The 12,255-nt window shown below is 58.7% G+C and carries 12 protein-coding genes; 4 read left to right on the top strand and 8 right to left on the bottom strand.

What is annotated here, in order from left to right; genetic code table 11:
- Nucleotides 1-151: 151 nt before the first annotated feature.
- On the bottom strand, nucleotides 152-880 hold the full coding sequence (locus HU218_RS13880) for a GntR family transcriptional regulator (RefSeq protein ID WP_174875528.1): 729 nt from the start codon (nucleotides 878-880) through the stop codon (nucleotides 152-154).
- 209 nt (nucleotides 881-1,089) lie between these two features.
- Here HU218_RS13880 and HU218_RS13885 point away from each other — a divergent pair, with 209 nt between their 5' ends.
- From HU218_RS13885 to HU218_RS13900, 4 genes are all read left to right on the top strand, one after another.
- Nucleotides 1,090-2,076 (top strand): malate dehydrogenase, encoded by a 987-nt coding sequence (locus tag HU218_RS13885; protein WP_174875529.1) that lies wholly within the window; start codon nucleotides 1,090-1,092, stop codon nucleotides 2,074-2,076.
- Nucleotides 2,077-2,185: 109 nt separating this feature from the next.
- A protein-coding gene (gene prfB / locus HU218_RS13890) for a peptide chain release factor 2 (protein WP_174875564.1) occupies nucleotides 2,186-3,290 on the top strand; the annotation gives its coding sequence in 2 pieces (ribosomal slippage) (nucleotides 2,186-2,266 and nucleotides 2,268-3,290; 1,104 coding nt in all).
- A gap of 60 nt (nucleotides 3,291-3,350) precedes the next feature.
- Nucleotides 3,351-4,865, top strand: coding sequence for a lysine--tRNA ligase (lysS, locus tag HU218_RS13895; RefSeq protein ID WP_174875530.1), 1,515 nt, complete (start codon nucleotides 3,351-3,353; stop codon nucleotides 4,863-4,865).
- 578 nt (nucleotides 4,866-5,443) lie between these two features.
- The gene (locus tag HU218_RS13900) at nucleotides 5,444-6,205 is read left to right on the top strand and encodes a hypothetical protein (RefSeq protein WP_174875531.1); all 762 of its coding nucleotides are present in this window, start codon (nucleotides 5,444-5,446) and stop codon (nucleotides 6,203-6,205) included.
- A 161-nt stretch (nucleotides 6,206-6,366) separates the two neighbouring features.
- Here HU218_RS13900 and HU218_RS13905 read toward each other — a convergent pair whose 3' ends face one another.
- The 7 genes from HU218_RS13905 to ccoN form a co-directional block, all read right to left on the bottom strand.
- On the bottom strand, nucleotides 6,367-6,786 hold the full coding sequence (locus tag HU218_RS13905) for a YbaY family lipoprotein (RefSeq protein WP_174875532.1): 420 nt from the start codon (nucleotides 6,784-6,786) through the stop codon (nucleotides 6,367-6,369).
- Nucleotides 6,783-7,286 (bottom strand): FixH family protein, encoded by a 504-nt coding sequence (locus HU218_RS13910; protein ID WP_246211198.1) that lies wholly within the window; start codon nucleotides 7,284-7,286, stop codon nucleotides 6,783-6,785. Before HU218_RS13910 ends, HU218_RS13905 begins: the two co-directional genes overlap by 4 nt.
- 19 nt (nucleotides 7,287-7,305) lie before the next feature.
- Nucleotides 7,306-8,724 (bottom strand): cytochrome c oxidase accessory protein CcoG, encoded by a 1,419-nt coding sequence (ccoG, locus tag HU218_RS13915; RefSeq protein WP_174875534.1) that lies wholly within the window; start codon nucleotides 8,722-8,724, stop codon nucleotides 7,306-7,308.
- Between the two features lie 152 nt (nucleotides 8,725-8,876).
- The gene (ccoP, locus tag HU218_RS13920) at nucleotides 8,877-9,791 is read right to left on the bottom strand and encodes a cytochrome-c oxidase, cbb3-type subunit III (protein WP_174875535.1); all 915 of its coding nucleotides are present in this window, start codon (nucleotides 9,789-9,791) and stop codon (nucleotides 8,877-8,879) included.
- Nucleotides 9,792-9,794: 3 nt separating this feature from the next.
- The gene (locus HU218_RS13925) at nucleotides 9,795-9,977 is read right to left on the bottom strand and encodes a cbb3-type cytochrome oxidase subunit 3 (protein WP_174875536.1); all 183 of its coding nucleotides are present in this window, start codon (nucleotides 9,975-9,977) and stop codon (nucleotides 9,795-9,797) included.
- A gap of 3 nt (nucleotides 9,978-9,980) precedes the next feature.
- Nucleotides 9,981-10,595 carry a cytochrome-c oxidase, cbb3-type subunit II gene (gene ccoO, locus HU218_RS13930; protein ID WP_174875537.1) on the bottom strand — a complete coding sequence of 205 codons (615 nt, stop codon included), beginning with the start codon at nucleotides 10,593-10,595 and terminating at the stop codon, nucleotides 9,981-9,983.
- 18 nt (nucleotides 10,596-10,613) lie between these two features.
- A complete protein-coding gene (gene ccoN / locus HU218_RS13935) occupies nucleotides 10,614-12,038 on the bottom strand; it encodes a cytochrome-c oxidase, cbb3-type subunit I (protein WP_174875538.1) in 1,425 nt (474 codons plus the stop codon).
- Between the last annotated feature and the right edge of the window lie 217 nt (nucleotides 12,039-12,255).

Genomic DNA, 12,255 nt, shown 5'->3' on the forward strand with positions numbered 1-12,255 from the left:
GGGTTTTGCTGCAGCCCCCACCCGATTAAAAACATGTCGAACCGATGCTGCAGGTGCAACATGCCCGTAAATTCTAGCAAATTAGCGCCGGCATGCCGACGCCTGACATAAACCGGTCGCCTGTTTACATCTTTGCGACACATAAAACTGCTTAATCTGTCTGCTGCCTGGTCAGGCCAAACGAGCCTGTCAGGCACCAGCGCTCCCGCCACTCCACAGCCTGGCCCTGCATGTCTTGCGCAATGCGCAGGTAGAACAGGGCGGCATCGCCTTCGCGGGCCTGAAGCAGCTGGGCTTCCTCTCTTGGCAGGGCGACTGCCCGCCATTGCTCGGCGGCGACTTTCAGTCGTACGCCAAAGTGCTGCTGTAGCGCGGCCCACACGCCCGCACTCTGTCGTAGCCAGCGTGCCTCCATCGTGTCAAAGCGATCCTGCGGCAGCGTTACCTCGTCCAGGGCTACAGGTTGGCCGCGCAGTCGCCACAGCATGCGGATGCGGTGTACGCCAGCACCGCGACGCAAACCCAGTGCTGCGGCCAACTCCTCGCTCGCGTGCGCGCGGCTGATGCCTAGGAACTCACGCGCCAGCCGATCAGGTTTTTCGTTCAGCAGACCGGGGGAAACCATGCTCATGCCCGCCCAGTCGTCTAGTGCCTCGGCAACAAAAGTGCCGCGTCCTTGCTGGCGAAACAGCACGCCATCGGTAACCAGATCTGTTAGCGCTTTGCGGACCGTGCCCTGACTGACTGCAAACTGCTCGGCCAGATCCCACTCGCTTGGTAACAACTCGTTGCTACCCCATTCCCCAGCTGCTATGCGCTGCAAAATCTGCAGCTTTATCTGTTCGTACAGCGGGAGGCGAAGGAGTGACTTTGCATTCATTGCTGCTTTTTATCATCAAATAAATCAAGCGTAAAGACATGTCTTATATAAGACACAAGATGCCTGTTGCCAAGCTCGCCGGATAAGGGGTAAGGTGGTGGTCACAAATCGGGTGTCGCGTGCTACACTCGGTCCGTATTGCATAGCAGCATGCACCAGAGAAAAGCATGTGCTCGCATCCATCGCCACGTCTAAAGGAGAGTACCTAGATGAAAGCCCCCGTACGCGTTGCTGTTACTGGCGCAGCCGGTCAGATTGGTTATGCCCTGCTGTTCCGTATCGCCTCCGGTGAAATGCTGGGCAAGGACCAGCCGGTGATTCTGCAACTGTTGGAAATCCCTGACGAGAAGGCACAGAACGCGCTCAAGGGCGTGATCATGGAACTGGAAGACTGCGCATTCCCGCTGCTGGCCGGTATCGAAGCGCATAGCGATCCGATGACCGCCTTCAAGGACACCGATTACGCACTGCTGGTAGGTTCCCGTCCGCGCGGCCCGGGCATGGAGCGTTCCGAGCTGCTGTCCATCAACGGTGCCATCTTCATCGGTCAGGGCAAGGCACTGAACGCAGTGGCTTCGCGCGACGTGAAGGTGCTGGTTGTCGGCAACCCGGCCAACACCAACGCCTACATCGCCATGAAGTCCGCACCGGACCTGCCGGCCAAGAACTTCACCGCCATGCTGCGTCTGGACCACAACCGTGCAGCCAGCCAGATTGCCTCCAAAACCGGCAAGGCTGTGGCCGACATCGAGCACTTGACTGTTTGGGGCAACCACTCCCCGACCATGTACGCCGACTACCGCTTCGCTACCATCGACGGTCAGTCCGTTAAGGCGATGATCAATGACGAAGCCTGGAACCGCGATGTGTTCCTGCCGACCGTAGGCAAGCGTGGTGCCGCGATTATCGCCGCCCGCGGCCTGTCGTCCGCTGCTTCTGCTGCCAATGCCGCTATCGATCACATGCGCGACTGGGCGCTGGGCACCAACGGCAAGTGGGTGACCATGGGTATTCCGTCCGACGGTTCCTACGGCATTCCGAAGGATGTGATGTTCGGCTTCCCGGTAACCTGCGAGAATGGCGAGTACAAGATCGTACAAGGTCTGGAAATCGACGAATTCAGCCGTGAACGTATCAACTTCACCCTGGCTGAACTGGAAGAAGAACGCGCCGGCGTTACCCACCTGCTGGGTTAATGTCTGAGTGCTTCGGCAAAAGCGCACCGCGAGGTGCGCTTTTTGTCTTTACTGAAATACTGTAATTGCAGTCTGGAAATGTTCTTTATTGTGGAGGTTTCACACCATGATTGAAGCAGAAGTACTCAATCAGATTCAGGCCCAGATCGACGATCTGAGCACACGCAACACCGCTATCCGGGGGTATCTTTGACTTCGACGGCAAAAAAGACCGTCTGGAAGAAGTTTCCCGCCTGACTGAAGATCCGGATGTCTGGAACGATCCGAAAAAAGCCCAGGATCTGGGCCGCGAGCGCAAGCAGCTGGAAGACGTGGTGCTGGTGATCGAAGGTATCGCCGCCACGCTGGCAGATTGTGCCGAACTGTTTGAAATGGGCAAGGCCGAGGATGACGACGATACCATCCTCGCAGTGAAGGCCGACCTCGACGAGGTCGAGGCCAAGCTGGCCCGACTGGAATTCCGCCGCATGTTCCACGACCCGATGGACCCGAACAACTGCTTCGTGGACATCCAGGCTGGTGCAGGCGGTACCGAGGCGCAAGACTGGGCCGGCATGCTGCTGCGCATGTATGTGCGTTACGCCGAGCGCAAGGGCTTCAAGGTTGACATCCTGGAAGAATCCGAAGGCGACGTAGCCGGCATTACCAGCGCCACCATCAAGATCGAGGGCGAATACGCCTACGGCCTGCTGCGTACCGAAGTCGGCGTGCATCGCCTGGTGCGCGTATCGCCGTTCGACTCCAACGCGCGTCGCCATACCTCGTTCTGCTCCGTGTTCGTGTATCCGGAAGTGGACGACAGTTTCGAGATCGACATCAATCCGGCCGATGTGCGTACCGATACCTACCGCGCCTCCGGTGCCGGTGGCCAGCACATCAACAAGACCGACTCTGCAGTGCGTCTGACCCACATTCCGACCGGTATCGTGGTGCAGTGCCAGAACGACCGCTCGCAACACCGCAACCGCGACGAGGCCTGGCAGATGCTGCGTGCCAAGCTGTACGAGCTGGAACTGAAAAAGCGCAACGAAGCCAAGCAGGCGCTGGAAGACAGCAAGACCGACGTGGGTTGGGGTCACCAGATCCGCTCCTACGTGTTCGACCAGTCGCGCATCAAGGATCTGCGTACCAGCTACGAAGTGGGCAACATCAAGGGCGTGATGGACGGCGACCTGGACGGCTTCATCGAAGCCAGCCTGAAGCAGGGCGTGTAACGCATAACCAGGGTTGGCCGCAGTGTTGCGGCCAACCTTTTACATTTGACGGAGATTTCCATGTCGGAACAAGAATCCAGCCTGGTACAGCATGATGAGAACCACATCATGGCCGAGCGTCGCGAGAAGCTGAAAGCTCTGCGCGAAGCCGGTGTGGCCTTTCCCAATGATTTCAAGCGCGAGCACCTGGCCGGCGAGCTGCACACCGATTACAACGACAAGAGCAAGGACGAGCTGGAGCCGCTGAACGTACATGTGTCGGTTGCCGGCCGCATGATGCTCAAGCGCGTGATGGGCAAGGCCAGCTTTGCCACCATCCAGGACATGTCCGGCCAGATCCAGCTGTACATCAACGACCAGGGCGTCGGCCCGGAAGTACACAGCGCGTTCAAGCACTGGGACATGGGCGACATCGTGGCTGCCAAGGGCATCCTGTTCAAGACCAACAAGGGCGAGCTGTCGGTGAATGTCACCGAGCTGCGCCTGCTGTCCAAGAGCCTGCGTCCGCTGCCGGACAAGTTCCACGGCATGACCGATCAGGAGCAGAAGTACCGTCAGCGTTATGTTGACCTGATCATGAGCGAGGAAAGCCGCAACACCTTCATCAAGCGCTCCAAGATCGTGCAGGCGCTGCGCGAGGTGATGGTGGGCGAGGGTTACCTGGAAGTGGAAACCCCGATGATGCACCCGATCCCGGGCGGGGCCACGGCCAAGCCGTTTGTGACCCACCACAATGCGCTGGACATGCCGCTGTACCTGCGCGTGGCGCCGGAGCTGTATCTGAAGCGTCTGGTGGTCGGTGGTCTGGAGCGCGTGTTCGAGATCAACCGCAACTTCCGTAACGAGGGGATGAGCACCCGCCACAACCCCGAGTTCACCATGATCGAGTTCTACGAGGCCTACAGCGACTACCAGCGCATGATGGACCTGACCGAACAGATCATTCGCAGCTGTGCCCTTGCCGCCACCGGCCACACCCTGGTGAGCTACAACGGTAAAGACGTGGATCTGGGCAAGCGCTTCGACCGCTTTACCATCGTTGGCGCCATCAAGCACTACAACCCGCAGTACACCGACGAGCAACTGTTCGACGCCGAATGGGTGGCCGCCGAGATCAAGCGCCTGGGTGGCAAGCTGCCGCCGGCACCGGGTCTGGGCAGTCTGCAACTGGCGCTGTTCGAAGAATGTGCCGAAGCGCTGCTGTGGAACCCGACCTTCATCATCGACTACCCGGTGGAAGTGTCGCCGCTGGCTCGCGGTTCGGATACCCAGCCGGGCATCACCGAGCGCTTCGAGCTGTTCATCGTTGGCCGCGAGCATGCCAACGGTTATTCCGAGTTGAACGATCCGGAAGACCAGGCCGCACGCTTCATGTCGCAGGTCGAGCAGAAAGATGCCGGTGACGACGAGGCGATGCACTACGATGCCGACTACATCCGCGCGATGGAATATGGCCTGCCGCCGACCGGTGGTTGCGGTATCGGTATCGACCGCCTGGTGATGCTGCTGACCAATGCGCCATCTATCCGTGATGTCATCCTGTTCCCGCAGATGCGCCACGAACATCACGACTGAGTCGTCTGACGATGGCTTTGCGGCGTTGCTGACGCGTTTCGGCAAGCAGCGGCAAATCCGGATGTCGAAGAAAAGCCCGGCCTGACATGGCCGGGCTTTTTTGCATTTGTGGCTGTGGTTTCCGGTCGACTGCAGATTGCTTGTGGCAGGGCAGTAAGGGCTGGTTTTAACGCATCACAGGCGGTGGTTGGCCGCACTGACTGGCGCTGCGAATAAGCACCAGATACTGACTGGCGGCGAGAGGGGGGTAATGCAGGAATAGCGGTGACGTGATGTTGCGGCCAACATGTGGCGGTTAGCGGCTACCGGCTTACAAGTTGCCGCCGGTAGTGTCGTCAGCAGGCTATATCTTGAATGTGGTGTGGTGCCGGAATGTGGCGAGTCATGGCAGGGTCTCTGCTGATGGCGGTTACCCAGGCAACTGCATTCGGAGCTGATGAGTTTGTGCTGGGGGCTAGGTTGTCGACCCGTGCGGTTATAGTGATCGACTGGACTGGGGGTGCGGCAGTGCTGTGTGGAGCGGCGATAAACTGGCGATCGTTCGGCATTTGATCGGGTCAATGTTGGTGGGTGCTGCAATGAAGTATCTGTTGTCCTTGTTGGCGATGCTGCTGCCGGCCGTGGCGATGGCGCTTACGACCGTGGAGCTGTCATTGTCGGGACAGGCGCTGATTTACACTGGCGAGCTTTCTGCCCAGGCGAATCAGCGCCTGTACCAGCTCTATGAGGCAGTGGAGCCCAAACCGGATACGCTGGTTATTTCCAGCCCGGGCGGTAATTTCGAGCACGGCCTGGCATTGGGCGAGTGGGTGTTCCGCCACCGGCTCAAGGTGTCGGTGCCGCGCTACTGCAATTCATCCTGTGCCAACTATGTGTTTACCGCGGCGACGAGTCGCGAGCTGGGGTTGTACGCGATTGTGGCTTTTCACGGCGGCATGATGGATACCGCCGACCGGATCGGACAGATGTTGTACAAATATCCGGTGGCACGTCGCGATGCGCAGCGACGCAGGATTGAGGCACTGGTCAGCGACAAGCAGCGGCGTGAAACCGCTTTTTTCCGCCAGATCGGCGTCGATCAGCGCATTACTTCCTATGGCTACCAGCCGGCCTACCGCAGCGGGGTACAGCGCTACGCGGTGTGGAGTTATAGCCTGCCGATGTTGGCCTACTTCGGCGTGGATAATGTCCGGGTGATGACCGACGACAAGTGGTTCCCGCGTCCGGTCAATCACGGGCTGATGCTGATCAGCGCGCCTGGGGAGTTCGCGTGCATACCGCCTGGCATGGCGATTGACCGCTTGATCGATTGTCGGGACGGCAAGGTGTTGCAGGGCTGAAGCATAGGGCGCTGGCAGCGACCTGTATCCTGCGGCCAACCTTGCAGCTTGGAGGGAGTTGTCTGCCAACTGCTTTTCTGTCGTCGCATAGCCAGGTTGGCCGCCGTGGTCGGCAATAAAAAAGCCCGTGCAGTCACGGGCTTTTTTGATGACAGCGCCAGCTAGTCGGCGGCGATCATTTGCAGGCGGACTTGCGGGCCGGCAGCCTCGATGCCCATGCCGCTAACCAGCTCGCGACCTTGCATGCGCAATTCGCCATCCACAAACAGCCGCGCGTCCACTACATAGCGGTGACCGGCTTGGACGCTGCTGGCGTCGTAGCACAGTGAATAGGCTGCCGAGGTGCCGATTTTTTCCAGGCTTTGTTCTGCCAGGACGGCCGGCGCGGCTTCACTGTCGGTGATATCCAGCAGCCGCAAACGCAATAGCGTCTTGTCGCGGGGGTACTGGATTTTCTCCAGATAGAAGGCGTTGCCGTTCAGGTAGGACAGGGTAGGGCGGCCATTACTGGCGCAGGCGGCCAGCAGTGAGGCACTCAGCCCCAGTAGCAGGGCGCGGCGCGGAAGGGGGCGTTGCATCATTCTGCCGGCTCCAGTTTCGGGTTGCCCAGGCTTACGCTCTGGCCATCTTGCGGCCGCCATTCGCCCTGCAGGCGCCAGGTACGGGCTTTGTCCTGCAGCCGCACATACCAGTGCTCGGCGGTGTAGTGGGTGATCTTGCCCTGATACAGATTGTCACCCAGGCGCTGCAGGGTAATGGTCTGGTCATCCTGCTTGCGGGTCGGATGCAGCAGCTGCAGCTCGAGGGTGCCGGTCAGCGGTTGTTTGCTGCTGGTGATGATGCGGACACTTTGCTGGTCGTCGCTGAACATTGCCTGGGCCTTGATACCCATGCTGACGGCGGCCTTGTCGCGGCTCAGCTCCAGGTTGATGTCTTTGCCGCGCTTGTAGTAGTCGTCGGTCACCATGTCATCGGCGGTCACCACCGCCAGCCGGAACGTAATGATGCCGGCAACGACGGCAATGGCGGGACCTGCCATCAGGAACCACGGCCAGCGGTTTTTGTACCAGGGAATGGGCATCCCAGTTGTTTTCTGCATCTTATTCACCGATAAAACTGGATTTTTCATGCACGGTGCTGCCGTCTTCCAGCGATTCGACCGTGAAATGGATTTCGTGGCTGCCTTTGGTAGCCTCCTCCGGATCGACCTGCACGCGCACAGCCACCAGTTCATCCTCCGTGGGTTTGACCACGATTTCCTTGTGGTCAGTCTCCAGTTTCATGTCGTGCATGCCATCGACTTTGATGCGGAAGTGCTGGACTTGTTCCGATACGTTCATGATGCGGATGCTGTAGCTGTTCTCCAGCAGGCCATCATCGGTCTCGCGTACCAGCGAGGCACGGTCGCGGATCACATCTACCTTGAATGGTTTGCGCAGTGCCAGTGAAGTGAGGGCGGCAATCAGCACGATGCTCAGCACCAGTACATACATCACCACGCGCGGGCGCTTCAGGCGTGACAGGAACTGGCTTTCCGGATACTTGCCTTCCAGCGCGGCTTCGGTGGTGTAGCGGATCAGTCCTTTGGGGCTGCCGACTTTCACCATCACCTCGTCACAGGCATCGATACAGGCGGCACAGCCGATGCATTCATATTGCAGACCGTTACGGATATCGATACCGACCGGGCACACCTGCACGCAGATGCCGCAGTTGACGCAATCGCCCAGGTTCTGGCCTTCCTGGCCTTTCTTGCGTGCGCCGCGTGGTTCGCCGCGTTTCTCGTCGTAGGAGATGATCAGCGTGTCTTCGTCGAACATCGCGCTCTGGAAGCGGGCATACGGGCACATGTACTTGCAGACCTGATCGCGCATGTGGCCGGCCAGCAGGTAAGTGAAGCCGGCATAGAAAAACATCCAGAAGGTTTCCCAGGTGCCGTAGTTGAAGGTAGGTAGGGCGGCAATCAGATCGTGTACCGGGGTGAAATAACCTACCAGCGTGAAGCCGGTCCACAGCGAGAATGCGATCATGATGGCCTGCGAGGTGCCCTTGATGCGCAGCTTGCGCAGGCTCCACGGCTCCTTGTCCAGCTTCATGCGTTTGTTGCGGTCACCCTCCACCCATTGTTCGATCCACAGCATGATTTCGGTGTACACCGTTTGCGGACAGGAATAGCCGCACCACAGCCGGCCGGCGATGGTGGTCCAGGCAAACAGGCCGAAGGCGCAGATCATCAACAGCGCGGCCAGATAGACAAAATCCTGCGGCAGGATGGTCAGGCCAAACAGATAGAACTTGCGATTGACCAGATCAAACAGCACCGCCTGGCGATCGTTCCACTGCAGCCAGGGCAGGCCGAAGTAGAACAGCTGGGTTGCCACGACAAACAGGATGCGCCAGTTGGCGAACAGGCCTTTCACGCTGCGCGGGTAGATCTTCTTTTGCGCGGCGTAAAGCGAAACGGTCTCGGGTTTGGGGTTTTCGACTTTTACGGCGATGTCTTTGAGCTTGTCTGACATGGGGGTGGTTCCTGCTAGAAGTTTCCGGCAAGGGCATGCGCCATTGTATGGCCTTGCCACAAACTTCTGGATGAGAAAATGATTTACAAAAAAATATATTAATATTGCAAAAGATACTGCCCGCTTGCGCGGGCAGTATTGAGCAGCATCAATTACTGGGCTGTACCGTTATGGGACAGGCCGTAAACATAGGATGTCAGCAGGTGAACCTTGCCATCGCCGAGGAAGTCTTTCCAGGCCGGCATCTGGTTGTTGCGACCGTTGGTGATGGTTTCGATGATGGTCTTTTCGGTACCGCCATACAGCCACACGTTGTCGGTCAGGTTCGGTGCACCAACTGCCTGGTTACCCTTGCCGTCTGCGCCGTGGCAGGCAGAACAGATGGCAGCGAAGGTTTCCTTGCCACGTGCGGCGCGGTCGGCATCATGCTTCTTGCCGGACAGCGACATCACGTAGTTGGCCGCATCTTTCACTTTTTCCTCGCCGAAGGCCGCGCCGAAGGCCGGCATCTGACCCTGACGACCACCACTGATGGTGGTCTTGATGATTTCCGGCGTACCACCGTACAGCCAGTCGTTATCGGTCAGGTTCGGGAAGCCTTTGGCACCGCGGGCGTCAGAGCCGTGGCACTGTACGCAGTAGGTCTGGAACAGGCGTTTGCCCATAGCCTGGGCTTCCGGATCGGCGGCAACTGCCTTGACGTCCTGTTTCAGGAACTTGTCGTACAGCGGCTGGTACTTGGCTTCGGCCTGGGCCTTTTCTTCCTTGTACTGGCCGACCGAAGTCCAGCCACGCAAGCCTTTCCAGGTACCCAGACCCGGGTACAGGGTCAGGTAAACAGCACCAAACACCAGTGTGATGTAGAACATCAGCATCCACCAGCGCGGCAGCGGGTTGTTGTACTCGGCCAGGTCGTCATCCCAGACGTGACCGGTAATCTCAACCTGCTCGCCTTTCTTGACCGTGGTTTTCGACTGGCTGAACAGCAGGTAGGCAAGGCCTACGAAGCCCACGATTACCACGACGGCGATATAAACGCCCCAGAAGTTACTTACGAAATCACTCATTACTTAGGCTCCGTTGGAGGCGTCCGGCTTTTGCGGCTGATCATCCTCGTCTTCACTGAATAAGAGGTTGGCCGCTTCGTCGTAACGCTTCTTGGATTTTTTACCGAAGGCACCCAGTACGATCACGACAAACACGATGAGACAGAATACCGTGAACAGGGTGCGCCCCAGATTGGTCCAGTCCATGGCTTAGCGCGCGTTCTTCAGCGCAAGGCCCAAGCCCTGCAGGTAGGCGATCAGCGCATCCAGTTCGGACTTGCCTTCCACCATGGCCTTGCCTTCGGCGATTTCCTTATCGCTGTACGGCACACCCACCTTGCGCAGCGCCGTCATCTTGGCGGCTACACCGTCGGCGTCAGCCAGATTACGGGCCAGCCACGGGAATGCCGGCATGTTGGACTCCGGTACCACGTCACGCGGGTTGGTCAGGTGAACACGGTGCCATTCGTCGGAGTAGCGACCGCCAACACGTGCCAGATCCGGACCAGTACGCTTGGAGCCCCACTGGAACGGGTGGTCGTATACCGACTCGCCCGCAACTGAGTAGTGGCCGTAGCGCTCAGTTTCGGCACGGAACGGACGGATCATCTGCGAGTGGCAGGTGTAGCAACCTTCGCGGATATAGATGTCGCGACCGGTCAGCTGCAGGGCGTTGTACGGCTTCACGCCGGCAACCGGTTCTGTCGTCGATTTCTGGAACATCAGCGGCAGGATCTCGACCATCATTGCCACGCTGATTACCAGCAGGGTCAGCACGATCAGATACGCTACGTTTTCTTCGATCAGTTTCTGGATTTTTTCCATGATGTTTCCCTTGGTCCCTTAGTGCGCGTGAACGGCAACGGCCGGGATCTTGGCATCAACGGCACGGCCGGCAACGACGGTGCGGTAAGTGTTGTAAGCCATCAGCAGCATGCCGGTCAGGAACAGCACACCACCCAGGAAGCGTACGAACAGGTACGGGTAGGTCGCTTTCACGGCTTCGGCAAAGGAGTAGGTCAGGGTGCCATCCGGGTTCAGCGCACGCCACATCAGACCTTCCATCACACCGGCAATCCACAGCGAGGCGATGTACAGCACCACGCCCACGGTAGCCAGCCAGAAGTGGGTTTCGATCAGCTTCACGCTGTGCATGGCATCACGGCCGAACAGGCGCGGAATCAGGTAGTACATGGAACCGATGGAAATGAACGCCACCCAGCCCAGTGCGCCGGAGTGCACGTGACCAATGGTCCAGTCGGTATAGTGCGACAGGGCGTTAACGGTCTTGATGGACATCATCGGGCCTTCGAAGGTGGACATACCGTAGAAGGACAGCGATACCACCAGGAACTTCAGCACCGGGTCGGTGCGCAGCTTATGCCATGCGCCGGACAGGGTCATGATGCCGTTGATCATGCCGCCCCAGCTCGGAGCCAGCAGCACCAGCGAGAACGCCATACCCAGCGACTGGGTCCAGTCAGGCAGGGCTGTGTAGTGCAGATGGTGCGGACCGGCCCACATGTAAGTGAAGATCAGCGCCCAGAAGTGCACTACCGACAGGCGGTAGGAGTACACCGGACGGCCGGCCTGCTTCGGTACGAAGTAGTACATCATGCCCAGGAAGGCGGCAGTCAGGAAGAAGCCCACGGCGTTGTGGCCGTACCACCATTGCACCATGGCATCCACGGCACCGGCGTATACCGAGTAGGACTTCCACATGGTGACCGGTACTTCCAGGCTGTTGACGATGTGCAGCAGGGCCACGGCCAGGATGAAGGCACCGTAGAACCAGTTGGCCACGTAGATGTGCTTGACCTTGCGGATGGCGAGGGTACCGAAGAACACGATGGCGTAGGCAACCCATACCACGGTGATCAGGATATCGATCGGCCATTCCAGCTCGGCGTACTCCTTGCCGGTGGTTAGGCCCAGCGGCAGGGTAACGGCGGCCAGCACGATGACCAGTTGCCAACCCCAGAAGGTGAAGGCCGCCAGCTTGTCGGACAGCAGGCGGACGTGACAGGTACGCTGTACCACGTAGTAAGACGTGGCAAACAGTGCGGAGCCGCCGAAAGCGAAGATCACGGCGTTGGTGTGCAGCGGACGCAGGCGACCGTAGTGGAACCAGGGCCCAAAATTGAGCTCCGGCCACACCAACTGGGCCGCAATAATCACGCCAACCAGCATCCCGACAATGCCCCAGACCACGGTCATTATCGAGAACTGGCGCACCACCTTATAGTTATAAGTGGATTGCGTATCCATTAGGGTTTTCTCCAAGGTTGCGAACTAGAACGTGTAAAACCGGTGACTTGATATTCCGGTGCGTATCCCCATTTCTTCATGAGGCCGGGCAAGTCGGGGGAAAGCGGCTAGGACAGCTGGTGCATGTGGAGTGTTGCCGCACCTTGTAACCCTTATAAAACTAGCCCAATCAACGCGCCAATCCCCTGTTATTCAACGGGCGATTCTAAATCAATTC

The organism is Vogesella oryzae (assembly GCF_902829295.1).
Taxonomy (GTDB): domain Bacteria; phylum Pseudomonadota; class Gammaproteobacteria; order Burkholderiales; family Chromobacteriaceae; genus Vogesella; species Vogesella oryzae.

Excerpts from the sequence above, each read along its gene's own strand:
- HU218_RS13880 (WP_174875528.1), bottom strand. The coding sequence starts at position 880 with ATGAATGCAAAGTCACTCCTTCGCCTCCCGCTGTACGAACAGATAAAG.
- HU218_RS13885 (WP_174875529.1), top strand. The coding sequence starts at position 1,090 with ATGAAAGCCCCCGTACGCGTTGCTGTTACTGGCGCAGCCGGTCAGATT.
- lysS (WP_174875530.1), top strand. The coding sequence starts at position 3,351 with ATGTCGGAACAAGAATCCAGCCTGGTACAGCATGATGAGAACCACATC.
- HU218_RS13900 (WP_174875531.1), top strand. The coding sequence starts at position 5,444 with ATGAAGTATCTGTTGTCCTTGTTGGCGATGCTGCTGCCGGCCGTGGCG.
- HU218_RS13905 (WP_174875532.1), bottom strand. The coding sequence starts at position 6,786 with ATGATGCAACGCCCCCTTCCGCGCCGCGCCCTGCTACTGGGGCTGAGT.
- HU218_RS13910 (WP_246211198.1), bottom strand. The coding sequence starts at position 7,286 with ATGCCCATTCCCTGGTACAAAAACCGCTGGCCGTGGTTCCTGATGGCA.
- ccoG (WP_174875534.1), bottom strand. The coding sequence starts at position 8,724 with ATGTCAGACAAGCTCAAAGACATCGCCGTAAAAGTCGAAAACCCCAAA.
- ccoP (WP_174875535.1), bottom strand. The coding sequence starts at position 9,791 with ATGAGTGATTTCGTAAGTAACTTCTGGGGCGTTTATATCGCCGTCGTG.
- HU218_RS13925 (WP_174875536.1), bottom strand. The coding sequence starts at position 9,977 with ATGGACTGGACCAATCTGGGGCGCACCCTGTTCACGGTATTCTGTCTC.
- ccoO (WP_174875537.1), bottom strand. The coding sequence starts at position 10,595 with ATGGAAAAAATCCAGAAACTGATCGAAGAAAACGTAGCGTATCTGATC.
- ccoN (WP_174875538.1), bottom strand. The coding sequence starts at position 12,038 with ATGGATACGCAATCCACTTATAACTATAAGGTGGTGCGCCAGTTCTCG.